The organism is Snodgrassella sp. B3088 (genome assembly GCF_026535815.1).
Taxonomy (GTDB): Bacteria; Pseudomonadota; Gammaproteobacteria; order Burkholderiales; family Neisseriaceae; genus Snodgrassella; species Snodgrassella alvi_E.
The window spans coordinates 1-26,216 of sequence record NZ_JAFNPG010000001.1; the positions used below are offsets into that span (position 1 = coordinate 1).

The window sequence follows — 26,216 nt, forward strand, 5'->3', positions numbered from 1 at the left end:
ATAATAATTTCCTTTATCAGTAATGATGTCGTGCCCATGGCCGGCTTCGAATTCGTAACGGTCTTTTTCGTAGTTGCCACCGCTAAGAGTATCATTGCCGGTACCGCCAATAAGGATATCGTAGCCAGTACCGCCATTTAAGGTATCGTCGCCAGCGCCACCATACAGGATATCGTTATCGGCACCGCCGTTGAGAGTATCATTACCATCACCACCGCTTAAATAATCATTACCGTTTTCACCATAGAGTGTGTCGTTGCCTTTACCGCCAAAAATATTATCTACACCGTTACCACCATACAATTGGTCATTACCTGCACCGCCTGCAATGATATCGTTGCCATTCCAGCCTTTTAGGATATCGTCACCAGAAGTACCACCTAAGGTAAACGACATAGCAGTAATATCATCGTAACTTAAAGTTTTATCTTTAAATATAAAATTGAAGGCGTTGTTGTAATTACTGTTTGGATCGAAATAGTCTTTGAAAGTAACGGAATCGTCGTTACCATATGCTAGGATGATTAAATCCATATTAGAACGGATGAATTCAGCGTTTATGGAGCTAGCTTGTTCAAATACGATATCGTTATACTCTTGTTTGTCGTATTGATAACCGTTGTCGATGATAATATCCTGTCCATGTCCTTTTTGAAAGATATATTGGTCTTTATGGAAATTTCCGCCATAAAGGGTATCGTTGCCTGGTCCTCCAATCAGGGTGTCGTAACCACTATCGCCTTTAAGAATATCGTCCCCCTCACTTCCGACTAGGATATCGTCTCCATTGCCTCCACTTAAAGTATCGTTTCCATCGCCTCCGATTAAGAGATCATTTCCTTCGTTTCCGCTTAGTTTATCGTTACCACTTTCACCATAAATAATGTCGTTGTTATTGGTGCCATTAAGTACATCATCTTTTTCGGTACCGTTCAAGGTGGTGACTAAATCAGTTATATCTTCAGGATTGAATGTTTTATCGTTGAAGATAAAAGTAAAACGGCATTTATTGGTTTGGTCGGTGTTAAAAAAATCTGTCAGGGTAACTGAATCTTCGTTATTTTTATTTTTTATGATGAAATCATTTTTATAATGATAAAAAATAATATCTGTAACATTGGTATTTTCGAATAGTATTTTAATATGCTGATAATTGTTATTGTTACTTATCTGGCTGTTGATAGTGTTTTGTCCATGTCCAGCTGGAAATATGTATTGATATGAGCTATTGTTATTTTCACTTGGCATTTCATTATCTGTTTGTATCATTATTGTAGTCCTTTGAGTAGATTTTAATAAATTTGGGTTGCTTATTTTTTTCTTACTTATTGTTCTTAATAAGGTTTTATTTTTATGTAAAATATATTTTATAGTATGTAACTATTTTATTTTTTTAGTTTTAAATTAATTTAACTTTATAATTGTATAAGTTCTGAATAGAATATTTAATTTGACATTTGGTATTTGTATGCTGGTTTTTATTGATTTGGGTATGATTTCCTTTCAATTATCAATATTTCAATGTATTAATTATCATGTTTTTTATTGAACTCTATTTGGTATTTCGTAATAATAAATTAATGAATTTATACATTTACTTTTTAGTGCACTATGAATTTTATAATTACAATATTTTTGTACATGATGGAATTGAGGTTGTAACGGTTTTAATGAAGATTTTCCCCTTTTTTATATATAAGATATAAAAATCATTCTTATATTCAAATTTTATGTTAATAATATGATTTTCTGAGTTTTTATTTTTTTCTACCAGATTAAATCAATTTGTTATTTGTTTTTAACAATATAAGTTTAAATTCTTAATTAAGAATATATAATTTAGGTAGAGATATGATTATTTTAGACTGAAGGGAAGTTTATTTCAATTAATTTTTTTATCATAATGATTTTAAAATGTTTTTAATTTTTATGTTTATATGCTTTAGATTGCAATAATTAAATTGGTAGGGATGGTTCAGAATATAGTTTTATTTTGATGTTATTTTATTCATTATGAATGAAATTTTTTTGTGTGTTTAATAGTATGCAATTTTTTATTTTAAAGGCAATTTTGTGATTGTAATATCAGGTTTGAGTTTATTTGGTTAGTTTAAGTATCTGTTCTCCAAATTCTCTTACTTTTTTCCAGTCTGTATATTCGATATGCGCATTAAGATTGGTTTCGCCTTTGTTTAATTTCATTACTAAGCGCATCATATATCGATCAATAATGTTGTATCTGGCATAGTGCAATTCTCCGGCGAAAATGCCGATTGTTTGAGGCTGCCAAGGGCTTTTGGCGAAGAATTTGCGCGTATAAGTATGGGTTTGCGGTGTGTTGCGATGTGGTTTGTTGGCCAATATGCTGACGCTGTAAAAGGCACTAGGGATGCTGTTGAGGATGTGCTGATTTTGAATAATCCAGGGTGCCAATGCAGCTGCATAGTGACCATAGCGAATAGAGGCTCCAATAATTATTTTATCATATTCTCCTGACTGGAGAATGGGAGCATCTGCGAGATTTACTATGTCTACTGTAATACCAGCTCCTGTCCACTGCGTTTCCAGTTTCTGGGCTATTTTCTTGGTGTAGCCGAAGCGGCTGCTATAAATGAGCAGATATTTCATAGTGGATATTTGGTGGTTGATTTAGATAAATCATATCACGCCTAATGGATTTTGCTCAGGCTTTTGTTGCTGAAAAATTTATTTTTACTATAAGGGATATGCTTTTTTAGTGGCTGGAGGCTGGTACAATGGCGGCTGTTTTGGGAGATTTTTATGAAAGCCAGTCAGTTTTATATTTCGACTTTGAAAGAAGCTCCGGCAGAAGCGGAGCTGGCCAGCCATAAACTTATGTTGCGGACGGGGATGATTCGTCGTTTAGCCAGTGGTCTGTATACTTGGATGCCAATGGGTTTACGGGTGTTGCGCAAGGTAGAACGTATTGTGCGTGAGGAAATGAATCGCGCCGGTTCGATTGAGCTGCTGATGCCGGTGGTGCAACCTGCGGAGTTATGGCAGGAAAGTGGGCGCTGGTCGTTTTATGGTAAGGAATTATTGCGGATTACTGACCGCCATGAACGTGAGTTCTGTCTGGGACCGACCTGTGAAGAGGTGATTACGGATATTGTGCGCAGTGAGATTCGCAGTTATAAGCAATTGCCACTGAATTTTTATCATATTCAGACTAAATTCCGTGATGAAGTGCGGCCACGTTTCGGGGTAATGCGGGCGCGTGAGTTTGTGATGAAAGATGCTTATTCTTTTCATACGACATTTGAATCATTGCAACAATCGTATCAGGATATGTTTAATGCGTATTGCAGGGTGTTTGACCGGCTGGGTCTGGATTATCGACCAGTTGCGGCTGATACAGGCAGTATTGGTGGTACGGGGTCGCATGAATTTCAGGTACTGGCGGAAAGCGGTGAGGATGTAATTGCGTATAGTGATGGGTCTGATTATGCGGCTAATGTTGAGCTGGCTGCTACTTTGCCGCTAAGTGGTGAACGTCACAGTGCTGCTAAAGAGTTGTCTAAGGTTCATACGCCGAATGTGCGCAGTATTGATGAATTGGTGGCTTTCTTGAATGTGCCGGCAGAACAGACGCTGAAGTCGCTGGTGGTTGAGGGCGAAGAAGAGGGTACAGTGGTGCTATTGCTTGTTCGTGGTGACCATCATCTGAATGAAATCAAGGCTGAGAAGCTGACCGGTGTGAAAGCACCGTTGACGATGGCATCGGTGGCTGCGATTGAGAGTGCTTTTAATGGTGCACATGGTGGTTCATTGGGACCGGTGGGCTTTAATGGTAAGGTTTATGCTGATTTTGCTACGGCAAAAGCAGCTGATTGGGTAATCGGGGCCAATGAGGATGATCATCATTATACCGGATTTAATTTCGGCCGCGATGCGGCAGAACCGGAATTTGTGGATTTACGTGAGGTGATTGCTGGTGACCCGAGCCCGTGTGGTCAGGGCAGTCTGAAACTGGCTCGCGGTATTGAGGTAGGACATGTATTTCAGCTGAGAACTAAATACTCAGAGGCGATGCAGGCTACGGTACTGGACCAGAACGGCAAGAATGTTGTGCTGGAGATGGGGTGTTACGGTATCGGTATTACACGGGTAGTAGCGGCTGCTATTGAACAGAATAATGATGAGCGCGGTATTATCTGGACGGAAGCGATGGCGCCGTTTACGGTGGTGATTGTGCCGATGAATTATCGTAAATCTGATACGGTGAAGGCTGCTGCAGATGATTTATACGCACAATTGCAGCAGGCCGGTGTAGATGTGTTGTTGGATGATCGTGATGAACGCTCTGGTGTGCTGCTGCATGATTCAGAACTGATAGGTATCCCGCATCGTGTTGTGATTGGTGACCGCGGTCTGAAAGCCGGCAAGGTGGAGTATCAGGCTCGCAGAGATGCTGAACCAACTGAATTGGATATGGATAATGTGGTGGGATATATTTGTTCTTTGTTGAAGTAAGATTGAGTTTCAAATGTTAATTCAAAAGCCAGACATAACTTGTCTGGCTTTTTGGATTTAGGGTTGTGATAGTTTTTTTTAATTTTTGTTTTATGGATAACTGCTGCGAAATGGCCTGATAATTCTGGATGTTTCAGGTACAGAAATACTGTCGACAAAAAAACCAGATTTTTCAATCTGGTTTTTTTGTATTAACTAAGTAATTCGGGAGGGATGATACATACCGGTATTGGGTTGATTTTGTGCTGCATGGCGCGATGATAGCGATCGTAGATGGCAAAAACTTCGCGCTCGCGACCGCTGAAATCATCTATGGTGTGGTTGGAGTAAACGCCCATTGCCCATTCCAGCTCAGGATAGGTAGCGCCAATTTGTTCTTCATCGGTTTTGTCTGCATCCCACAAGCCGTCTGTGGGCGGGGCGTCGATTATTTTTTGATCGATATTCAGTTCTTTGGCCAGTTCATATACTTGTGTTTTTAGTAAGTCGGCGATGGGGCTGAGGTCTACGCCGCCGTCGCCGTATTTGGTAAAGAAACCAACGCCGAAATCTTCTACTTTATTGCCGGTACCGACTACGAGTAGACCACGCTCTTGAGCGTAATAGTAGAGGGCTATCATTCGCAGACGGCTGCGGGCATTGGCTAGTGCTAGCTGAGTTTGCTCATCTTTGTTGTCGCCGATGTCAACGGCCATGGTGAATGAATCGAAAGTACGGGTGAGATCGACCCAGTGTTCTTCGATGTTGTTGAAGCGGCTTTTAAGCTGGCGAATGTGTTCCTGCGCGCGCGCTATTTGGTTTACTTTCTGGTGAATGGGCAATTCTAGTACCAGTGTGGGTAGGCCGGTTTGGGCTGCAAGTGTGGAAACCACGGCGGAATCGATACCGCCGGAGACGCCGACGACGAAACCTTTGCATTTGGCCTGAGCGGCGTAGTCGCGTAACCATTTTACGATGTATTCGATGATGGCTTTGGTTTGCATGGTATGCGTCCTCTGGCTATTTTTGATAGGGTTAATATACTTCTTTAAGTGGTGGCTTGCAAAGTGTATGCATAAAATGGTTTGTACGGATTGGGTAGAATAAATTTAGGGTATTGCCCAAAAAGCTGTAGTATGAACGATATTTGCTCAAAGATAGATTATGTTGATTTTAATGTCATTAATCTATTTGTTATTTATTTTTCCCTGAATCTTGGACGGTAGTGATTTTTATTTATATCAGTTCGGTGGCACCTTTAAAACGTTTCGAAGCAAAATCAGGGAGTAGAAAAAATTGAACGCAATAATGCAAACGTAACTTAAAATTAATATTTATGTAATTTAAAAGGTTTGATATGGCTTTTTCTGAATCTGAGCGCCAGCAAATGCTAGAACTAAAATTTGTGGGTAGCAAAATTGTTGACAGACTCGAGCAAATGCAGCTCGATTCTTTTGATAAATTACGCAAGGTTACTTCAGATGAAATCCTTAACCAAGGGGTATTGTTAACAGGCTCAGTTTGTTGGAAAAATAGTCCTCAAGCTCAAACCGCTATCAATAATATTTTGCATTTAGTGAAACAAAACAATAATGGGTAAATATGGTAATTTAATTGGAGTTTGTCATTTGTTTTTATGATTAGTGTCTAACATCGGCATTTTGCTAGGTATTTTTTAACTAAAAAAAGCCAGTTTTAGTTTAAATTCTACTGATTAATGATTTAACTGCTTGGAATTAGTTTCATTAAAACATTTAAGCATACTTAATTCGTTAAATGAATAAAATGAATTATATTTGTCAAGTACTTGAATTCGTTGAATACATTTTTTCTTAATCTGTTCATTATATGTAAATTAGTGATATTACCAATTATGCCGAATGCTTATTGGGTGGGCAGTATAGGGTAGATTAGGTTAGAATAGGTATGGTTTCTTAATGTCTTGTGATGGGGATACGGTTTCTATGCAGGAGAAGGTGCCGACAGAAATCCGTTTGTGCCAGAATCGGCAGGTGCTGCGACTGAATTATGCTGGACAGACGTTTGAACTGATGGCTGAGTATCTACGTGTCTATTCGCCTAGTGCAGAGGTGCGAGGTCATGGTGCGGGTCAAGAGGTATTGCAAACTGGTAAACGCTATGTGACGATAGCCGGATTACAGCAGGTGGGTAATTATGCTTTGCGTATTGCTTTTTCTGATGGGCATGACACTGGACTGTATGATTGGGCTCATTTGTATGATTTGGCGATACATCAGTCCGAGCTTTGGGCTGCTTATGAACAAAAATTATTGCTGGCTGGTGCCAGCCGTGAACCTACCTAATTGAAGCTGCGGCTGGGCTGATGTGGATGGCTGGCTGATTTTATTTGGGCAATGTTTAATTCTGAAAGTGTGGTATGAGCGATCACAAAACTCATTTTGGTTATCAGACTGTTGATGAAGATGAAAAGGCGGGACGCGTTGCCGGTGTATTCCATTCGGTAGCCAAAAACTATGATGTGATGAATGATGTGATGTCTGGTGGTCTGCATCGGGTTTGGAAACATTTTACGATTACCACAGCTCCTTTACGTAAAGGAGATAAGGTGCTGGATATTGCCGGTGGTTCGGGTGATTTGTCGCGTGGTTGGGCCAAACGGGTAGGACACAGTGGTGAGGTCTGGCTGACGGATATCAATTCTTCGATGTTGACAGTGGGGCGTGACCGGCTGCTGAATGAGGGAATGGCTTTGCCGGTGGCATTGTGTGATGCAGAAAAGCTGCCGTTTCCGGATAATTATTTTAATTTGGTATCGGTGTCGTTTGGTTTGCGAAATATGACGCACAAGGATGTGGCACTGGCAGAAATGTATCGAGTGTTGCAGCCTGGTGGAACGCTGTTGGTGCTCGAATTCTCTCATGTATTTAAGCCGCTTAAGCCGGTATATGATTTGTACTCTTTTAAGATGCTGCCACTGATGGGTAAGTTGATTGCGAAGGACGCAGACAGTTATCAGTATTTGGCTGAATCTATTCGTATGCATCCGGATCAGGAGACATTGAAGCAGATGATGCTGGATGCTGGTTTTGATAGTGTGAGTTACCATAATTTAACGGCAGGGGTGGTGGCTTTGCATAAAGGTGTTAAGTTTTAGTTTGCTGGTTGACACTATCTTCAGGCTGCCATATGGTGGCCTGATTTATTTTGTTGGTGATGGATTTAAATATGAATACTATAGAAGATTTACAACCGCTGCCGGTATGGCAATGGTTTGCTCGTTTGTGTGCGGTGCCTCGTCCTACATTTCATGAACAGGCGGTGCGGGACATGTTGGTGCAGGCTGCACATGAGCGGGGTCTGAACACGGATATTGATGCTAAGGGTAATCTGCGTATTCAGAAACCTGCGACAGTAGGAATGAAAAACTATGCACCGGTGGCACTTCAGGCACATATGGATATGGTGGCGCAGAAAGGTGCGGGGTCGCTGCATGATTTTAAGCGTGATCCGATACAGATGCAGATTAAGGATGGTTGGATGTGGGCCAACGATACTACGCTGGGTGCAGATAATGGTATTGGTCTGGCTATGGGGCTAGCGGTGCTGTTTGCTGATGATGTGGCACATCCTGATATTACGCTGATTGTGACGGTGGAAGAAGAAATCGGCATGGGTGGTGCGGAAGCACTGAGTGCTGATTGGTTGCAGATGCCGTATCTGATTAATTTGGATACGGAAGAGGCGGGTGAGATTTTTATTGGCTGTGCCGGTGGAAGAGATGCCAGTATAACCTTGCCGCTAGATTGGCAGTCTAATCAGGCTTCTGCTTGTAGGATACGTGTGTCTGGTTTACGTGGCGGCCATTCTGGCGTAGATATTGATAAAAATCATGCTAATGCTAACGTTTTGCTCGCTCGTGTGCTGGCTGAAATCTATGCGCAGGTACCATTTGCTCTGGGCTCGTGGCAGGGTGGTGAGTTGCGAAATGTGATTACGCGCGAGGCGGAAGCGGTGATTGTGCTGGATGAAGCTAGGGCAAAAGCGCTGCTGGAGCCGATTGCAGCGGTCATTACACATGAGTGGGCGGAAGAAACGCAGTTATGTATTGAGGTGCTGGCTGCGGAAAATATGCTTCAGGCAGCTTCTCTTGAGAGTACGCAGCAGGCGCTGGATTTGTTGATGGCGGTTCCCAACGGGGTAATGCGTATGAGTCCGGACTTTGAGGGGGTTGTGGAGACATCTTCGAATATGGGAGAAGTCAGGACAGGTGCGGATGGTTTGCTGATTCACTGTCTGATGCGTTCGTTGCTGGAGACACCAAAAGATGAATTCAGTCTGCGTTTGCAAGCTTTAGCACGTATGGCTGGAGCAAAGCTAGAACTGACGGCAGATTATCCTGGCTGGGCACCAAATCCCGATTCGGCTTTGCTGAAGCGGACTAGTGATATTTTTGAGCGCCATTATGGTAAGAAACCGCCATTGCAAATTATTCATGCGGGGTTGGAATGCGGCATTCTGAGTGGAAAAGCGCCGCATCTGGATATGGTCTCTTTCGGCCCAACAATCCGTGCGGCGCACTCGCCTAAGGAAAGGGTAGAGATTGCGGCAGTGGCAGAATGCTGGGCTATTCTGCTGGATTTATTAAAAGCAATACCTCAGCAACATTAAATTATTTTCTGTATGTAGAAAGGCATGGTGACTCCATGCCTTGTGTTAATTTTTTTGCTGCTATTAATGACAAACAGGGCTATAGTAGGATTTTATTTAACGGTGCAGGCCGGTAGTTTTTGGTTTGAGCTGTTTTGTATGATATTGGCTGCTGTTTTCTCAGCGGGATGAGCTGCCGGAGCAGAAAGTGAGTATTTATGGATTTACAACATCAAAGCCGTCGTGGATTTTTGCGTGCTGGTGCTGCTTTTGCCGGTGCTGGTTTGTTGCAGGCATGTGGCAGTACTCAGAAACCTTCTGTTACACCGGTGTCTGCTTCTAAAGTGCTGAAACCATCTAATGGTAATCTGAATTCTATGCGTATTTTTGCGTGTTCCGGTTTTGGAGAAAGTACCAGCCGCAGTGATTTGGCGGCACAACGTCTGGCTACTGCTGGTTTTGCAGTTACTAATCAGCAGGCATATGTGCGCCGCTATCAGCGTTTTGCCGGCAGTGATGCTGAGCGTGCGGCTGATTTGCAGGATGTGGCCGCCGGCCGTGTGCAAGTTCCTAAAGTGTTGATGGGATTGCGCGGGGGCTATGGGGCGATGCGTATTCTGCCTTTGGTTAATTGGCCGACTTTGGGTGCCCGTATGCGAGAACAGGGTACGCTGCTGTTTGGTTATAGTGATGTGACGGCAGTACAGTTGGCGCTTTTGGCACAGGGGCAGATGTGCAGTTTTGCCGGCCCGATGCTGTATAGTGAGTTTGGTAAGCCACAGATGAGTGAATTCACCACTCGTTCGTTTATAGATAATAGCTGCAATCCGTCGATGTCGGTTGTGGTACCTGCGATGCAGAATTATCAGGTTCGAACTGAAGGCGTGTTGTGGGGCGGTAATCTGAGTGTGCTGTCTGCGCTGGTGGGTTCCCCTTATATGCCTCAGGTTGAGGGCGGGATTCTGTTTATTGAGGATGTAGGGGAACAGCCTTATCGGATTGAACGAATGCTTCAAACTTTATATCTGAGTGGCATTTTGAAGCGGCAGCAGGCGATTGTGCTGGGCAATTTTCGTATGGGTACGATACGGGATGTGTATGACAGTAGCTATACATTTAATGCGGTGGTACAGACGATGGCGCGTTTGACGCGGATACCCGTGTTAACTGGATTTCCGTTTGGACATACAACTGATAAGGTTACATTCCCGTTAGGGGCACGTGCTAGTCTGCATTCGACCAGTGACGGGGGGTATCAGATTGATTTTAGAGACTATCCGGTATTGAATGCATCAGTACTGGCTTTGAATACGCTGATTCCACAGCCGCCTGCTGCAGAGGGGCTGCTGAATGGAATAATTGGCGCGCCGGTATCTGAGTCTCCTTCATCTGAAACTGAAGATGTGATGTAAGGGTTTTGGCCGGCATTAAATACCGGCTTTTTAATTCGCTCTATTGAGTAAGCCATTTGATAACGGCCTGATTGGTAGCAGGTACTTGAAGCTGTTTGAGGGTATATTGGTTTAGTGATGCGTAGAATGCCTGTTGTGCCTGATTGAACAACTTGGGCAAAAAGCAGAATTCTGTCATGGAGCAGGGGGGCTGCTGGCAGTTGATTAATGTGGTTATTTCGGATGAGGCTTCTTCTAGAGCTTGTACGATTAAGCCTAGTTGAAGCTGTTGGCTGCCGGCAGCCAGTCTGATGCCGCCGTTTCTGCCTTTGAAGGATTCTATCCATCCTGCCTGTGCCATGAAATAGACGATTTTTACCAGATGGTTTCTGGATACATTAAGCTGTTTGGCTAGGTTTTCTACGGTGGAAAGTTCGGATTCGGGCAGATATTGCAGGGATAATAAGACGCGCAAACCTAAATCGGTGAAACGGTTTAATTGCATGGCAGACTGTTGGGTTGTTGATGTAATGATTTTGCCCGTTTTCAGCTGCCATGAAAAGTTCAATGTTTAAAAATTGCCTGTTTATCAGGCTGCAAGCTGGCTGAATCCACCTGTACCAAAGAGCTCCATAAAGATTTGATTCTGGGGGATGTGCAGTTTGCGCAAAGCCTGATATTGGCTATGCATGAATGCTTTGGGTCCGCACAGATAATAGTCGGCATTGCTGGGTAGGAGGCTATTATTCAATTCGGAAAGCTCAAGTCGCCCTTTTTTGTCTGCCATCAGTTCGGTACCAGGATTTTCACAAGCCAGATAGCTATGTAGATTGGGCATGCTCTGCTGCAAGCCGATGATGTGTTGGTGCATGGCTAGTACATCGCTGTTGCGGCAGGCATGGATAAAGCTGATATGTTGTTGGTTTTTGTTTGCGGCAAGGGTATTGAGTATGGCAATCATAGGAGTAATACCAACACCGGCGCTGATGAGTACGATGCTTTTATCGGTATGGTGTAATAGGAAAGTACCAGTGGGATGGGTGACTTCTATTTCGTCTCCGATATGATAATGTTGATGAAGAGTATTGGAAACATAACCTGCTTCATGCTGCTGGTCGGCAGCTTCTTTTTTTATACTGATGCGAAAATAATCTGGATGGTTGCTGTCTGACAAAGAATACTGACGAGGTTGTTTGATTCCTAACTGGGGCACCATGACGCGTACGGATATATATTGTCCGGGTTGATAGGTGGGTAGTGGTGTATTGTCTGCAGGTTGTAGATAAAAAGATGTGATTTCGCTACTTTCTGGCTGTTTGTCTACAATTTTAAATTTTTTCCAACCATTCCAGCCGCCATAATTCTTTTCCTGCTGCTGATAAAGATTAGCTTCGGTTTTTATGAGAATATCGGCTAGTTGCTGATAAGCGGCTGTCCATGCTGCTATCAATTCGCTATCCATAGGTACGTTTAATACTTCGCTGATGGAATGTAATAGGTTGGTTCCGACTATTGGATATTGTTCTGGCTGTATGTCGAGGCTGACGTGGCGATGCGCTATTTGGCTGACGGCCTCGCCAAGATTTTGCAATTTGGTGATGTTCTGTGCATAGGCGAGTATGGCTTTGGCAAGTGCCTGTGGCTGTGCATCGTTGCGCTGATTGCCGAGATTGAATGTTTCTTTTAGCTCCGGATGGTTGCTAAGCATTCTATTGTAAAAATAGCGGGTTAGTTCTATGCCGTGTTGCTGGAGTGTGGGTATGGTGGCCTGAATTAGTTCGATTTGTTTGTCAGTTAATTGCATAAGTGCTCTCCTGATTGTTTTAATATGTATATAAAATACATATTTTATGTTAGGCGGCTTGCGTTGTGATGTCAATGCAGTTGAAGATATTTGTGATATTTGCTGCGGCTATCCGTTAGTGGCTAATGTGTGGTTGTAATGAAATTAGGGCATGGTTTGGCTGCTTGAGTTAAACTGTGAGCTGTTTTGGCTGTGGTGTTATGGCCATGGTGTTTATGTCCGGCTGTGAGTTTTTGGCCGGTGCGTTGGGCAGGATATCTGAGGAATGCTAAGTTTATGATGATTCATCCGAATTTTGACCCGGTGCTGGTGCATCTGGGACCGCTGGCGATTCGCTGGTATGCGTTGAGTTATATTGTTGGTTTTTGTTTGTTTATCTGGCTTGGGCGACGGCGCATACGAAGCGGACAAACGGTATTTACTAATGAACTGCTGGATGATTTTATTACCTGGGGTGTTTTTGGGGTGATATTAGGCGGCCGTTTGGGTTATGTGCTGTTTTATCAGCCGGCATTCTATCTGAGCCATCCATTGGAAATACTGAAAGTCTGGCAGGGTGGGATGTCGTTTCACGGCGGATTTGTGGGTGTGCTGGTGGCAATGTTGCTGTTTGCGCGCCGTCACCACTTGCGGTTCTGGGGGGTAGCGGATTTTGTGGCGCCACTGGTGCCGCTGGGACTGGCCTGCGGGCGTATTGGTAATTTTATTAATGGCGAACTATGGGGACGGGTAACCAGTGTGGATGCTTTTTGGGCGATGGGTTTTCCGCATGCGCGAGAAGAAGATATGGTGCTGGTGATGCAGGATCCACAGAAATGGCTGCCGGTATGGGAAAAGTTTCAGATGTTGCCACGTCATCCTTCGCAACTCTACGAGTTTTTGCTGGAAGGTATTGTGCTGTTTGTGATTATGTGGCTGTTTGTGAAAAAGCCACGTCCTGTGGGACAGACATCGATGTTATTTTTGCTGGGCTACGGAGTGTTTCGTTTTATTGTTGAGTTTGCGAGAGAACCGGATGATTTTTTAGGGTTGCTAGCCATGCATATGTCGATGGGGCAATGGTTGAGTCTGCCGATGATTGTGATTGGTGCCTTTGGTTTTGTATATGCCGGCAAAAGGGCGAAATAGGTTATCAGGATAAAATTTTAAAGCCGCAATCAATTATGGTTGCGGCTTGAGTTTTTTGGAAGCTGGCAGAAGAGACAAAGATTTAGATATTGTCCTTTTGTGCCAGTATGCGCCGGTTGCCTCCCAGCTCGGCGGCAGAAACGATTCCGGCGGCTTCCAGTGCTTCCATTAGGTTGGCGGCACGGTTGTAGCCGATGCGTAAATGGCGCTGGAGGGATGAAATTGAGGTTTTTCGGGTTTCAAGTACAAACGCTACGGCCTGATCGAATAATTCGTCGCTGTTGGCATTTGGGTTAACCTGATTGACGTTGGTTTGTGCGGCTTCTCCGGAAAGTATGCCTTCTACGTATTGGGTAGGTGCCTGCTGCTTGATAAAATTAACAACGGCATGTACTTCTTCATCGGATACAAAGGCACCATGTAGCCGTGTAGGCTCAGCCTGCCCCGGAGGTAAAAACAGCATGTCTCCTTTGCCTAAGAGGTTTTCAGCACCCATCTGGTCGAGAATGGTACGGCTATCAATTTTGCTGGATACCTGAAAGGATAGGCGGGTGGGGATATTGGCTTTTATCAGTCCGGTAATGACATCGACGCTGGGCCGTTGGGTGGCCAATATCAGGTGAATGCCGGCTGCGCGGGCTTTTTGTGCCAGACGGGCAATCTGCTGCTCGACTTTTTTTCCTTCAACCATCATTAGATCAGCCAGTTCGTCAATTACCACAACTATATACGGCAGTTTGTTTAGTGGTTCTGGTTCATCTGGATTGGTGCTGAATGGATTAACAAGTGGTGTGCCGCTGGTTTTGGCTACGGCTACTTTGTCGTTGAAGCCACTGATATTGCGTACGCCAACGTGTGCCAGTAGACGATAACGTTTTTCCATTTCAGTTACACACCAGTTCAGTGCCTGTGCCGCTTCTTTCATGTCGGTAACGACAGGTGCAAGTAAATGCGGGATACCGTCGTATACGCTCAGTTCAAGCATTTTGGGGTCTACCATGATAAAGCGGACTTCATCTGGCTGTGCCTTGTACAGAATCGACAATATCATACAGTTAACGCCGACCGATTTACCGGAACCAGTAGTACCGGCTACTAGTAAATGTGGCATTTTGGCCAAACTGGCGATAACAGGTGCGCCTGCGATGTCTTTGCCCATGGCCATGGTCAGTTTATCGCTGGCGTCGTGAAATATTCTAGCGCCTAAAATTTCTGCCAGTAGAACGTTCTGGCGCTGTTCGTTTGGCAGTTCGATACCCATGGTGGTTTTACCAGCAATGGTTTCCACGACTCTTACGCTCTGAACGGAAAGTGAGCGCGCAAGATCTTTGTTGAGATTGACTATCTGGCTGCCTTTTACGCCTTGTGCTGGTTCGATTTCATAGCGGGTGATGACAGGGCCGGTGGTAGCGCTTGTAACGTCTACTTCTACTCCGAATTCTTTTAGTTTGGATTCGATGTGTGCGGCAGTTTGTTGCAGCTCTTCATTGTTGATGGCTGTTGGCTGGATGGTGGGTTTGGTCAAAAGATTGATTTCCGGTAGCTGTATCAATCCCTGTGTTTTTTTGCTGCTGGCGGGACTGGTATCTGCTGGTTCGGGTATGGTTAGTTCCTGAGCTGCGGGGGCTTCGCTGCGCACGACTACGTTTTTGCGATTGCTACTGGCCACAACCGGTGTATCAATATTTTTGGCAGTGATGGTTTTGGCTTGTTTGACCATGCGCTGTACAGTTTTGTTATTCGGGAATTCGGTAATCAGGCGTTGCGGGCGGCGCAGCAGTTTGCACCATATCCATTCGAATTGCGCCCCGATTTTTTCGATTACCGTTAGCCATGAAACTTGAATTAGTAGCGATAGGCCAATCAGCATCATGAAAATACTGATTACCAGTCCGCCGGTTAGGCCGAAAAATTGTTGCAGTAGATGGCTCAATACCTGTCCGATTAATCCGCCGGCGCCGATGGGCAGGGCTTCTTCTAACAGGTTTGCCAGTACTAAATTTTCCAGTGTGGGGCTGAAAATCAGTAGGATAATCAGGCCGGTTATGGCCAGCCAACTGCTGTATGGCTTGCTGTTATCGCTGGTGTTGAGTGAACGGGCATTTAGGGGGCGGAAACTCTGATACAAGGCAATTAGTGCTGCAATGATGCACCACCAGACTGAAAAGCCAAAAATGTAATAGCCGATGTCAGCCAACCATGCTCCAGTAAGGCCGGCTAGATTATGGATTTTGTCGAGCTGGACGATACCGCGCGACCATGCAGGATCGGCCATGTTGAAGCTGGCTAAAGACAGCATGACAAAAATCGTTACCATTAGTGCCAGTAACCAGAATATGTCGTTAATTAAATTCATTAACCAAGGCTGTTTTGGTTTGCTGACTTTAGTTGATTTTACTTTTTGCGCGGGCTGTTTGCGGGAAACAGATTTTTTTGGTGTTGTGGCCATAAATATTGCGACTGTAGCGGTATTCTTATCTTAAATTAACTGGTTATTATAAAGTCTGTTGGGCGTGATACTGATGCTGGTAACAGGATTTAACGGTTTTTTGCTGATGGTTAAGCCCAGTAGCCGCAGCCAGGAATGCGTGCACCGGCAGCACCGGTGGCGAGGTGAGTGGCTACCGGCTGGCGCTGATACCAGCATGCGGCAAGCCATGCAAAAGCGGCTGCTTCAACCAGTTGTGCTGGAAGTTGTAATGCATCAGTGGTATGCAGGGTGATGTGGTGCCGGCTGAGTAATTGTCTCAATGTTTGCATGAGCAGCATGTTTCGGCTGCCGCCGCCACAGACGTATACGCATTCGGTGCTGGGTGCGGCGCTGATGATGGCGCTGACAGCTGTTTGTGCGGTGAGTTCCAGTAAGGTACGCAATACATCTGCCGGATTTTCTCTACCACTGAGGTAGTGGCTGAGCCAATTCAGGCTGAATAAATCACGGCCGGTGCTTTTGGGATAAGGCTTGGCAAAATAAGCATCGCTAAGCATGGATTGCAGCAGTGACACAATAATTTGCCCATTACTGGCAAGTGTACCGTTGTGATCATATTGTTGTTGCCAGTGTAGTTGTACCCATGCATCCATCAGCATATTGGCAGGCCCTGTGTCGAAGCCGAAAGCCGGCCGGCTAGGAGTTAGGACGCTGATGTTGGCTATGCCGCCTAAATTCAGTACTACGCGTGATTGCTGTGTACTGGCAAACACAGCTTGATGAAAGGCTGGAACTAGTGGTGCTCCCTGACCACCTGCGGCTAAATCGCGGCTACGGAAATCTCCAACTGTGGTAATACCTGTCAGCTCGGCCAGCAGTGCCCAATCCATCAACTGAATACTGTAGTGCTGTTGTGGTGCATGGCGTATGGTTTGGCCATGACAACCGAGTGCGGTGATGGCTTCTGGCTTTATCCGAGCGTGGCTGAGAACGGCACTGACGGCCTGTGCATTGAGCTGAGCCAGTTGCTGTGCTAGTAGTGCGGCCTGTGCAAGCTCGTTGTGAGCGGGGATTTGTAAAGCAAGTAAATGTTGTTTCAGTTCATCGGGATAAGCAATGAAGGCATGAGCACTGACGCCCCGCCATTTGGTACCGCTGAGTGTGGCCAGCACGGCATCAATTCCATCCATGCTGGTACCTGACATTAGGCCGATATAGTATTGAAAAGGTTGCATGCTGTTCATTAGGCAAGGGTAGCGATTACAGGTGCATGGTCGCTGGGACGCTCCCAGCCGCGTGCACTACTGTCCACCTGTACGTCACGCAGCAGTGGGACAAGTTTTTCACTCAGCAAGATGTGATCGATGCGAAGGCCAAGCTTGCGTTTGAACATATTCATGCGGTAATCCCACCATGTATAGTGAGCGCTGTCGGGATACAGTTGATGCAGGCTGTCGGTAAAGCCCAATTGCAGCAGTTGCTGAAACCAGCTCCGTTCCTGTGGCGAACATAAAACTTTATCTTGCCATTTTTCAGGGTCGTATACATCGATGTTATGCGGAGCTATGTTGAAATCGCCGAGTAATATAGTTTGGGGATATTTTTCTAGCTGTGTGCGCATATAGGCTTGGAGAGCGGCAAACCAGCGTTCTTTATAGGCAAATTTTTCGCTGCCTATGGCTTCGCCGTTGACACAGTAGGCACAGACAATGCGGATATCATCGATTGTGGCGGCAATGATGCGCTTTTGCGGTTCGTTTAATTCCGGAATATCGATGCTCACTTCTTGAAACGGTTGACGGCTGAGAATGGCCACACCATTGTAGGTTTTCTGGCCGTTCCATGCAGCGTGATAGCCGATGCCGGTGAATTCTGCCTCCGGAAATTTGTCTTGTTCAAGTTTCAGTTCCTGCAAGGCCAGTATATCCGGCTGGTTTTCTTCTAGCCAACGCAGAGTATGGGGCAGGCGTACGTTTAAAGAGTTGACATTCCAGGTGGCAATTTTCATGATGGATACACTGTCAGCAAAGCGGTTATTGTATGCGTATTCGGAACTGAGTTCTAGCGTGCTAGTGTGTACGGTTAATCCATCTGGGCGATAGTAACACTCAGATTGCGGATGTCTGCCAGACGGGAATTCCAACGCTGCTCCATCTTTTTGAAAGTCGCCAGTTCGTGTGCATTCAGTTTTCGGGTGGGCAGGGCTACGCTGGCGGGATTAACTGGCTGACCGTTAATTCTAACTTCGTAATGCAAGTGTGGGCCGGTGGAAACGCCGGTGCTGCCAACGTAGCCAATTATATCTCCGGCTTGTACATGTTGGCCGGGACTGAGGTTGGCAAAAGCACTCATGTGTCCGTAAAGTGTTTGCATGCTGTCGTTGTGACGTAATATCACCGCGTTGCCATAGCCGCCTTTGATGCCGTAGCTTTCTACTATTCCGTCAGACGGTGCGTGGATCGGTGTACCGCTAGCCACGGCATAGTCTATACCGCTGTGCATACGCAGGGTTTGCAGTATTGGATGGAAACGGGTACCAAACGGAGAGGAAATGCGTGCCCCTTCTACAGGTACACTGGTGAATCCTTGCCGTAAGGGTTTGCCTGTGGCGTCGTAATACTGGCCATTGCCATCATTGCCAGTGTCGAAATAATAGGCTTGATATAGGGTGCCGTTGTGGCTGAATTCCGCAGCACGGATGTCACCTGTAGCCAGTTCCTGTCCGCGATAGTACAGGCTGTCGTAAATCAAGCGGATGGTGTCGCCGCTTTGCAGGGTATTAATGTCTATTTTGTCTTTGAATATTTCCCGCAATGATTCGCGGATTTCGACGGGTATGCCGGCCTGCGCCAGTGCTCCACGGGCGGAGGTTTTGACGACAACGGCTTTGAATGTTGGGAGGGTTTCGGTATCTACTGCGCCGATATCGGCATTCCAATTGTTGCCGGTTTTTTTGAGTGCTACCAGATTTTTTTCACCGTTATCGTCATCATTGAAAAACTGGATATCGGTCAGGTGGCCATTGTTGTCCATACGGATGCTGAATACTTGGTTCACTTGCAGGTGTTGAACTTGGTTTTTAATGATTTTCAGGTTGGTAATTTGTCGGATTTCTTCGTCATTAATATGAAATCGTTGTAAAACCATGCTGATGGTATCGCCCGGCTGTACGACTTCGTCGCGCCAGAAGTTGAGATTGGTAGTTCGTGGTGTGATTTTTACCGGAGGCAATTTGATGGTAGTTTGCTGTGGCTGGTAGGTTTGTGGCTGGTGTTGGCAGCTGGCCGGAATCACAATACCCAGCAGCAGTATCAGTGTTGCTGCTGTGCCAAACCATAGTCGGGGATGACTGGCTATTTTATTTTTCAGGCGCCTGATTAACGCTGCTGCTTGGTTAAACTTGCTCATGGTCAGGTATTGTGTTGTTTATGCAACGCTAAAACCGGTAAATGTAAAACTATTTATCCGAAATTGCCAGTGCCTTGTTTGGTTTTTGTGCTTTTTTCTGTTGTTGATTTTCTTTTTCTTGCGCGCGGAAATGGCGAGCCCATTCGCTCAGGCTGATATTCATATGTTGTAAACAGGGGTTGAGCAGTGTTTGTATGGAGCTGGCTATGGCTGAGTACTGGTTGGGCTGATATATAAATAGTTGATATAAATCGGCTAGCGTAATTTTGTTGGGATCGGTTTGTAATACCCAGCCATTGCTGCTGTCGGTAATGTAGTGCTTGTGTTTGAGTTTGCTTAGTATCTGGTCCAGATGTTTGTCGCTGATGCTTAGAAGCTGCTGTAGTTCACAGCATTTGATGGCTTGTCCTTGCTGCTGGCACAGGATTAGTCTGTACATGAGGTCAAGTGCATTTTCAAACGGCTGATACACACGTAGATGAAGAAATCTGTCTTGATGCCAATAAGGTAATGAAGAAGTGAGTACGGCGCCGGCGAGTAAGAGCAGCCATAACAAATTCAGCCAGATTAGAAATACTGGTATGGCAGCAAAAGCACCGTATACAAGCTGATAATTGCCAAAGTGGGTGACAAATATAGCAAATCCTCGTCGCAGTAAATCCAGCCCGATTGCAGTAATTAATGCACCGGTTAAGGCATGCCTCCAGTTTACAAAACAGAATGGTACCAGTTTGTACAGTAGAAACAGCAATAGAGTTATCAATGCTAGATTGGTGCTGATTTTGAAAATTTTACTGTAAAACGGAATTTGGCCGGCTACGTTGTCTGGATTGGACAAAAAACCGAGGGCTGAAAGACTCATGCCCAGCACCAACGGTCCCAGTGTCAGCAAGGCCCAGTAAATCAGAATACGTATCCATATCGGACGCTGGTCGCGAGCCTGCCAGATTTGGTTGAATGCGTGTTCTATGGTCTGAATCAGCATCAGCGAAGTGATGATCATGAAACTGATGCCTACTGCGGTGAGGCCGCTGGCTTTGTCACGAAAAGCATATAGATAATCGCTTACGGAATCTGCGCCGGCTGCAGGAACAATAATATGAGTTAGAAACTGATTAAACCGTGTGGCCATATCCGCAAACATGGGAAATGCGTTAACCACAATTACAGTAATAGTAAAAAACGGTACCAATGCCAGTAGGGTGGTGAAGGTTAGGCTGGCAGCAATCAGAGGCAGATTGCAGCGCTGGTAATTGTGTGCGACAAAGAGTAAAAACTGGGGCAGGCGCTGCTGTAAATATTTGCTTTTAAATAAATGTATATTCATGGCTACTCCTGACAAGCGGCTAACTGATTGTAACCAAAAATGTGGTTTTGCAGCAGAATTTCGGTGCTGACTGTTCAAGTAGGGGCAGTTACGGCACAATAATGGCATGAAAACAGTTTCAGGAGCGCTTGATGAAAGATTTGCCTATTCTAGTGGTGTATTACAGTTTATCTGGCAGTACCCGCAATCTGGCGCTAGCGCTGGCACGAGGTATAAATAGTGTGGCTGGTTGTGAAGCTTTGTTGCGTACTGTACCTAAGGTATCGGCTGAATGTGAGGCAACTGCTGCCGTCATTCCGGATGAAGGTGCACCCTATGTTACGCTTGAAGAGTTGCAGGATTGTGCCGCATTGGCGCTGGGTAGTCCTACCCGTTTTGGCAATTGTGCCGCACCGGTGAAATATTTTCTCGACAGCACCAGTAGTCTGTGGTTGGCCGGCAGCCTGATTGGCAAGCCTGCCTGTGTGTTTACCAGCACTACTAGTTTGCATGGCGGACAGGAGAGTACTTTGCTGAGTATGATAACGCCATTGCTGCATCATGGGATGTTGATATGCGGGATTCCGTTTAGCGAGCCACAGCTTAATGCTACACATAGTGGTGGTACGCCCTATGGTGCCAGCCATGTAGCCGGAATGCACAACAACACTCAGTTAAGTGAAGCTGAAGAAGCGCTGGCATTTGCTCAGGGTAAACGGCTAGCAGAGCTAACTTTGCGGCTGGCACGCAAATAATCGTTTTAGGAATAATTATGACTTATCACACCAATTTGAAGAGTGCGGCTACTTTGCCCACAATTTATCGCCACCGCTCAATTCGTAAATTTACTGAAGAAGCTTTAACTGATGAGCAGCGTGAAGCTATATGGGAGGCAGGACGGGCGGCGTCTTCTTCTAGTTTTATGCAAAGTACACATATTATCCGTGTCACAGATGCAGATAAGCGTGCGGCTTTGTGCGAAGTGGCTGCCAATCAGAAATATGTGCGTACGGCGGCTGAATTTTGGGTATTTTGTGTAGACTATACCAGACACCGGCTGGCTTTTCCGGAAGCGCAGCTTGATTGGACTGAAGCGATGATTATTGGCTCAGTTGATGCAGGTATCATGGCTCAGAACTGTTTGCTGGCTGCGGAATCACTGGGTCTGGGTGGTGTGTATATTGGTTCTTTACGCAATGATACAGCCCGTGCAGCTGAAATTCTGGAATTACCGTCACTAACATTTCCGCTGTTTGGGTTGTGTCTGGGATATCCGGCACAGGATCCGATGTATCGTCCGCGCCTGCCTTTGGAGACGCTGGTGAGTGAAAACCGCTATCGTCCGCTTGATCCGGCTAAGCTGGCTGCCTATGATGAGCAGCTGACGCAGTATTATCGTGATCGTAGTGGTCTGGATCTCAATTGGAGTAAGGCCGTTGCCAATAATTTTGCTCAGCCGGTGCGCCCGCATATTCTGCCATTTTTGCATCAGCAGGGGCTGGCCACACGCTAAGCTGATTGGAAAAAACACCTGTCCGTGTTGTCTGGACAGGTGTTTTGTATTTGATAAAGCGTTAACGATGCTGTGGTAATGCTAGTATGCTGTCGGCCAGTGCCTCACCCAGACGTTGATAACCACTGGCTGTGAAATGCACACCATCGCTACGCGCTAACCCCTCACCAATCCATGTTTTCATACTGCATTCGCCACCCATGACAGCCTGCCAGTCCCAGTAGAAAGTATGCTGATTTTGCGCTACTTCTTTCTGCATGTTTTGCAGCTCGGTTAGTTTTTCTGGACGTACGCCGCATGCACCAGCAGTACTTTTAAGGCTTTCTGGAGCACCTAGCAGCATGATAGCGCTATTGGGTGAGGCGGTACGGATGAGAGCAATGGTTTCGATAAGATTCTGTTTTACTGTGGCGGTGTCTAGATTGTTGTAGGCTTCGTTGGTACCGAAGGCCAAAATAATGAGGTCTGGAGCTATAACGTTCAGTTCTTGCTGCCACGCCGTTGTATTCCAGCGATTCCATTGGTTGAGCTGAAAACCGTTGATTCCAAGTGCCGAAAATACTACCCCTTGCTTGTTTTGATTACGTGCCCACCAGCCACCGATGGCAGTCTGAAAATTCATGCCTGCTTTGACGGTAATCGGAAAACGGGCATTAAACTGGCTGAAATGCCACTGATTATCCTTAGGATGGGCGGCCAGTTCAATCTGCTGGCCGTTGCTATCGGTAACGGATAAATCTTCATCGTTCGGCCCTTGCCGGATGCTGACTGTTACAGTTTGCTCAGCTTCTGGTTCTTTGGTTGCTATAGTCATTACTGAACCGACGGCAGGAGTAGCAATCAGGCCGCCGAGCGCATAGTTTATGTTGGTGTCCGTGCGGCTAGATATAGCCTGCCAGCCCTGATTCTGATAGATATAGCTTGCCAGCCGCATACCGGGAAACTGAGTAGGCATAGCCCAGCCCGGGCCGCCGTTGCCCAGCTGCTGTTGCAAGCGTACACGGGCAGCGTCTGTGAGGTAATCAGCAGCTGTATGCGAGTCTCCTAGCTGTACGATGTTAATACTTTTTTTCTTAAAGGCCTTTGCCAGCTGTGCCCTGTTATTGTCCGGTAAAGCTGTACTATGGTGATTACGGCTAGATTGAGCCGGAGCCGGATCGGCAGAGCAGGCCATAATCCACAAGCAGCAGCTTAGGATAGCTAAATGTGTTTTAGTGTACATTTGAGTAATCGTTTTTATTTGGCTGTGCCGGTAAGATAAAGCGGTGGAAAATATCTCTAGCAATAATTTTCTGCCCTGAGATGGTGAAATGAATACCATCTGCACTACGGGTTTTGATTTTTTTGCCATTTGGTTGCATCAAGGTATCAGTATATTCATCTCCATTGCTACCGAGCATGGCGCGGGTATCAACAACAAAACCATGATTTCGCATTACCTCGTCAGTAGTCAACTGACGCAGGTAAACCATTTGCTGATTAAGTTTATGGCGGCGCATATCCGGCGGGGTAAGCCATAGCACAGTTACCTGATGCTGGCGGGCAGTGTCCATAATCGTTTGTATGCGGCTGCGGTACATGCTTTCCCAGCGCGCAGAAGCAAAGCTGATAAAGCGAGTGCCATTATGCGGATCAGGAATATCCCACGGGTCGTTTGGCCCCAGAAATATTACCATAATCTTAATGCGGGGATTGTCATTTAAGGTACGAGCGATGGTTTCAGGCCAGTTGAAAAAGCCAGGATAGGTGAGTCCAGTGCTTTGCTTGGCAAGATTAATGCTTTTGATACCATAGCCTTCGCTTAGCCATTTCTGGATATGTGGCGCCACCCCCTGCATTAAGGAATCACCGGCAAAGAATACTTCATCTTCGGCACCCAGTGTGAAAGCTGATTTGATACTGTCTGGTTTAGCTGTCTGTTGCAGATTCTGCTGCACTGTCAACTGTGGTTTTTGTGTAATGGTGGTCTTATTTTTATCTGCATCAGCAACATGCTGATTAAAGCTTGTTGTGACATTGTGATTGGCAGATGTAATGTTCTGATTCAGCCAACTGATACCACTATTGAGTACCAATACTGCTTTGGCGCCTGCTTGCCACCACGAATATTGTTTTAGTTTGGATAAAATACTGTTTTTATGATACGTCTGCTGATAATAGTTTTCTACTGAATCCTGCATCAACCATAAAGATAAGCCGGCAGCGAGGATTAAGCTTAGCAAAACATACCGAAACTGCTGTTTGTTGCTTTTGGGTGGTTGTACCTTTGATTCTGATTCTTCATCGGATGCCACTACCATGGGTACTGTGGTCACTGTTTTCACGCTTACCACGGGCATTTGCTCAAACTGAGTATATTTTTTTTTCTGATTATGACTATGGTAGGTCGGCAGACGGCGATATTTAGAAGTTTGCATAGATAAATCCCGGAATTCCGGCCGGAGCACAGATTAATATCAGCACCAGCAGCAATAATAAAGGCACAATCAGACTGTAGCGCGGTAAACTCTCTGCACGCTGGAATAACTGTTTGGTCAGTCTGTTTAGCAATGGATAAGCTATCCAGGCCAGCAGCAACAGGCTGAAAAAGTAGAAAGGGTTGGTACTTAGCGGTACGTTAATATAATTACAGAACAAAGCGTGCAGCAACATTAAAGCATCGTTAAGGGTGGGTGCCCGAAAAAACACAAAACAGAAACACACGAAATGTACTGTAATGATGATGCTTAAAATTTTGCCTACACGGCCACTTTTGCTCAGACTATCGCGTGCCTGTTCAGCAGTACAGTGACGTAGACGGCTATATAGCCAATCGCTCAGGTTTAGCAATATCATCCCTGTACCATGCAATAATCCCCAGATGAGGAATGGCCAGCCATTGCCATGCCAAATACCGGATAATGCCATTGCAATAAGCAGATTAAGCTGTGTGCGTATATAGCTGCTCCGGCTGCCACCTAACGGAATAAATATGTAATCCCTAATCCATGTAGACAGGCTGATGTGCCAGCGCTTCCAAAAATCGCGAATATTATAAGCTAATAACGGCGAACGGAAGTTAAGCGGCAAGCGAAAGCCCAACAGCAGACCCATGCCTACCATCAGGTCGCTGTAGCCTGAAAAATTAAAAAACAGCTGTAAAGTATAACCGTAAATGGCAGCCAGTATTTCCAAACTCTGATACTGCATGGGATTGGCAAAAACCGGATCCACCCAGTTATCTCCAATCCAGCCCGAAAACCACCAGTTTTTCGTCAGTGCCATTGCAATCAGACACAAAGCCACTGCTGGGGCCAAAATACGGCGGCGTTCTACAGCTTGGATTTGCGCGGCCATGCCACAGGGCTGACCAGATATGTCCGTTAAACCACGAGCATCATAAGCGCGAGCAATTGGCCCTGCGGTGATGGTCGGAAAAAAAGCAAGATGCAATGCCAGAGCAGACAAAGATAAAGGCTGGCCGGCTATTTGTCTACCATTGCGAAGTTGATAAAGAGAAACCAGATAGCTAATTGCTTGAAATGAATAATAGGATAAGCCCAGCGGTAATATAACATTAGCTATCCAGTCTGTGTTACTCCTAAACCAATCCGAATTCTCGTTTATTTGTGCAGAGAAAAAATCGGAATATTTCCACAATATCAGTTGCAGAATGGTAATGGTAATTCCAGATATCAGCCAGATTCTCGGTTTTTTACTGCGATTAATGCAGGCTGATATCACATAAATGATAAATGTATATATTAATAGGGTGGCCAGAGCCGGCAGTCTACCGCATAGATACACAATCAGATAACTGGTACACAATAAAAGAAAATTCTGGATCCTTGGTCTGGCGCCCAGAAGCCAATATAGGCAGAAAAAAACAATGAAACACAGACTAAATTCGATGGATATAAAGCTAAACATGAAGCCAATAAGCAAAAATAAAAAAGAGATTGTTTAACCATGCCAAACATATAAGCAGAAAAGTTTCTGTTTAAAATCAGTTAATTCATGTTTATGCCTATCGGCAGGACACAGAGATTTAGGCTGTATATCACTCGAAGTTGCAAACAAAGATTCTACTGTAGTGGCTTAATTGATTTCTGAATAAAAATTATTCACCGTTCTGGTTCGGAATACTGTGTTTG

Annotated in this window: 22 protein-coding genes; 9 read left to right on the plus strand and 13 right to left on the minus strand. The window is 45.3% G+C overall.

Going from position 1 to position 26,216, the window contains the following annotated elements; genetic code table 11:
• Together J3U75_RS00005 and hemG are read right to left on the minus strand one after the other, a co-directional pair.
• On the minus strand, positions 1 to 1,269 hold a 1,269-nt coding region (locus J3U75_RS00005; protein ID WP_267389939.1), incomplete at its 3' end, for a calcium-binding protein.
• Between the two features lie 828 nt (positions 1,270 to 2,097).
• Positions 2,098 to 2,628, minus strand: coding sequence for a menaquinone-dependent protoporphyrinogen IX dehydrogenase (gene hemG / locus J3U75_RS00010; RefSeq protein WP_267389940.1), 531 nt, complete (start codon positions 2,626 to 2,628; stop codon positions 2,098 to 2,100).
• A 153-nt stretch (positions 2,629 to 2,781) separates the two neighbouring features.
• Here hemG and J3U75_RS00015 point away from each other — a divergent pair, with 153 nt between their 5' ends.
• On the plus strand, positions 2,782 to 4,494 hold the full coding sequence (locus J3U75_RS00015) for a proline--tRNA ligase (RefSeq protein ID WP_267389941.1): 1,713 nt from the start codon (positions 2,782 to 2,784) through the stop codon (positions 4,492 to 4,494).
• A 191-nt stretch (positions 4,495 to 4,685) separates the two neighbouring features.
• Here the strand turns inward: J3U75_RS00015 and nadE are convergent, their stop codons facing one another.
• A complete protein-coding gene (nadE, locus tag J3U75_RS00020; RefSeq protein ID WP_267389942.1) occupies positions 4,686 to 5,477 on the minus strand; it encodes an NAD(+) synthase in 792 nt (263 codons plus the stop codon).
• Between the two features lie 353 nt (positions 5,478 to 5,830).
• On the opposite strand from nadE, the gene J3U75_RS00025 reads away from it, so the two are divergent.
• The 5 genes from J3U75_RS00025 to J3U75_RS00045 all read left to right on the plus strand — a co-directional run bounded on the left by J3U75_RS00025 (position 5,831) and on the right by J3U75_RS00045 (position 10,514).
• A complete protein-coding gene (locus tag J3U75_RS00025) occupies positions 5,831 to 6,073 on the plus strand; it encodes a recombinase RecA (RefSeq protein WP_267389943.1) in 243 nt (80 codons plus the stop codon).
• 337 nt (positions 6,074 to 6,410) lie between these two features.
• Entirely contained in the window at positions 6,411 to 6,797 is a 387-nt protein-coding gene (locus J3U75_RS00030; protein ID WP_323811340.1) for a DUF971 domain-containing protein, read from the plus strand.
• Between the two features lie 74 nt (positions 6,798 to 6,871).
• Positions 6,872 to 7,609: a bifunctional demethylmenaquinone methyltransferase/2-methoxy-6-polyprenyl-1,4-benzoquinol methylase UbiE gene (ubiE, locus tag J3U75_RS00035; RefSeq protein ID WP_267389944.1), complete on the plus strand. Its 738-nt coding sequence runs from the start codon at positions 6,872 to 6,874 to the stop codon at positions 7,607 to 7,609.
• Between the two features lie 71 nt (positions 7,610 to 7,680).
• Positions 7,681 to 9,123 (plus strand): aminoacyl-histidine dipeptidase, encoded by a 1,443-nt coding sequence (locus J3U75_RS00040; protein WP_267389945.1) that lies wholly within the window; start codon positions 7,681 to 7,683, stop codon positions 9,121 to 9,123.
• 197 nt (positions 9,124 to 9,320) lie between these two features.
• Positions 9,321 to 10,514, plus strand: a complete 1,194-nt coding sequence (locus J3U75_RS00045; protein ID WP_267389946.1) for an LD-carboxypeptidase — start codon at positions 9,321 to 9,323, stop codon at positions 10,512 to 10,514.
• Positions 10,515 to 10,554: 40 nt separating this feature from the next.
• On the opposite strand, the gene J3U75_RS00050 is transcribed toward J3U75_RS00045, so the two are convergent.
• Together J3U75_RS00050 and hmpA are read right to left on the minus strand one after the other, a co-directional pair.
• A complete protein-coding gene (locus J3U75_RS00050) occupies positions 10,555 to 10,998 on the minus strand; it encodes an Rrf2 family transcriptional regulator (protein WP_267389947.1) in 444 nt (147 codons plus the stop codon).
• An 84-nt stretch (positions 10,999 to 11,082) separates the two neighbouring features.
• Complete coding sequence (gene hmpA / locus J3U75_RS00055) at positions 11,083 to 12,297, minus strand: NO-inducible flavohemoprotein (protein WP_267389948.1); 1,215 nt, start codon at positions 12,295 to 12,297, stop codon at positions 11,083 to 11,085.
• A 276-nt stretch (positions 12,298 to 12,573) separates the two neighbouring features.
• On the opposite strand from hmpA, the gene lgt reads away from it, so the two are divergent.
• A complete protein-coding gene (gene lgt / locus J3U75_RS00060) occupies positions 12,574 to 13,425 on the plus strand; it encodes a prolipoprotein diacylglyceryl transferase (protein WP_267389949.1) in 852 nt (283 codons plus the stop codon).
• 82 nt (positions 13,426 to 13,507) lie between these two features.
• Here the strand turns inward: lgt and J3U75_RS00065 are convergent, their stop codons facing one another.
• The 5 genes from J3U75_RS00065 to J3U75_RS00085 form a co-directional block, all read right to left on the minus strand.
• A complete protein-coding gene (locus J3U75_RS00065) occupies positions 13,508 to 15,874 on the minus strand; it encodes a DNA translocase FtsK (RefSeq protein ID WP_267389950.1) in 2,367 nt (788 codons plus the stop codon).
• 110 nt (positions 15,875 to 15,984) lie between these two features.
• Positions 15,985 to 17,091 (minus strand): anhydro-N-acetylmuramic acid kinase, encoded by a 1,107-nt coding sequence (locus J3U75_RS00070; protein WP_267389951.1) that lies wholly within the window; start codon positions 17,089 to 17,091, stop codon positions 15,985 to 15,987.
• An 8-nt stretch (positions 17,092 to 17,099) separates the two neighbouring features.
• Positions 17,100 to 17,864, minus strand: coding sequence for an exodeoxyribonuclease III (gene xth / locus J3U75_RS00075; RefSeq protein ID WP_267389952.1), 765 nt, complete (start codon positions 17,862 to 17,864; stop codon positions 17,100 to 17,102).
• A 74-nt stretch (positions 17,865 to 17,938) separates the two neighbouring features.
• A complete protein-coding gene (locus J3U75_RS00080) occupies positions 17,939 to 19,264 on the minus strand; it encodes a M23 family metallopeptidase (RefSeq protein WP_267389953.1) in 1,326 nt (441 codons plus the stop codon).
• A 49-nt stretch (positions 19,265 to 19,313) separates the two neighbouring features.
• Entirely contained in the window at positions 19,314 to 20,591 is a 1,278-nt protein-coding gene (locus J3U75_RS00085; protein WP_267389954.1) for a YihY family inner membrane protein, read from the minus strand.
• A gap of 131 nt (positions 20,592 to 20,722) precedes the next feature.
• On the opposite strand from J3U75_RS00085, the gene wrbA reads away from it, so the two are divergent.
• Both wrbA and nfsA read left to right on the plus strand, forming a co-directional pair.
• Complete coding sequence (gene wrbA, locus J3U75_RS00090; RefSeq protein ID WP_267389955.1) at positions 20,723 to 21,325, plus strand: NAD(P)H:quinone oxidoreductase; 603 nt, start codon at positions 20,723 to 20,725, stop codon at positions 21,323 to 21,325.
• A gap of 17 nt (positions 21,326 to 21,342) precedes the next feature.
• Entirely contained in the window at positions 21,343 to 22,083 is a 741-nt protein-coding gene (nfsA, locus tag J3U75_RS00095; protein ID WP_267389956.1) for an oxygen-insensitive NADPH nitroreductase, read from the plus strand.
• 61 nt (positions 22,084 to 22,144) lie between these two features.
• Here the strand turns inward: nfsA and J3U75_RS00100 are convergent, their stop codons facing one another.
• From J3U75_RS00100 to J3U75_RS00110, 3 genes are read right to left on the minus strand one after another with little or no spacing between them, the layout of a single operon-like run.
• A complete protein-coding gene (locus tag J3U75_RS00100) occupies positions 22,145 to 23,305 on the minus strand; it encodes a GDSL-type esterase/lipase family protein (protein ID WP_267389957.1) in 1,161 nt (386 codons plus the stop codon).
• Positions 23,295 to 24,500, minus strand: a complete 1,206-nt coding sequence (locus J3U75_RS00105; RefSeq protein ID WP_267389958.1) for a DUF459 domain-containing protein — start codon at positions 24,498 to 24,500, stop codon at positions 23,295 to 23,297. The genes J3U75_RS00100 and J3U75_RS00105 overlap by 11 nt, the downstream gene beginning before the upstream one ends.
• The gene (locus J3U75_RS00110) at positions 24,487 to 25,890 is read right to left on the minus strand and encodes an MBOAT family O-acyltransferase (protein WP_267389959.1); all 1,404 of its coding nucleotides are present in this window, start codon (positions 25,888 to 25,890) and stop codon (positions 24,487 to 24,489) included. Before J3U75_RS00110 ends, J3U75_RS00105 begins: the two co-directional genes overlap by 14 nt.
• Between the last annotated feature and the right edge of the window lie 326 nt (positions 25,891 to 26,216).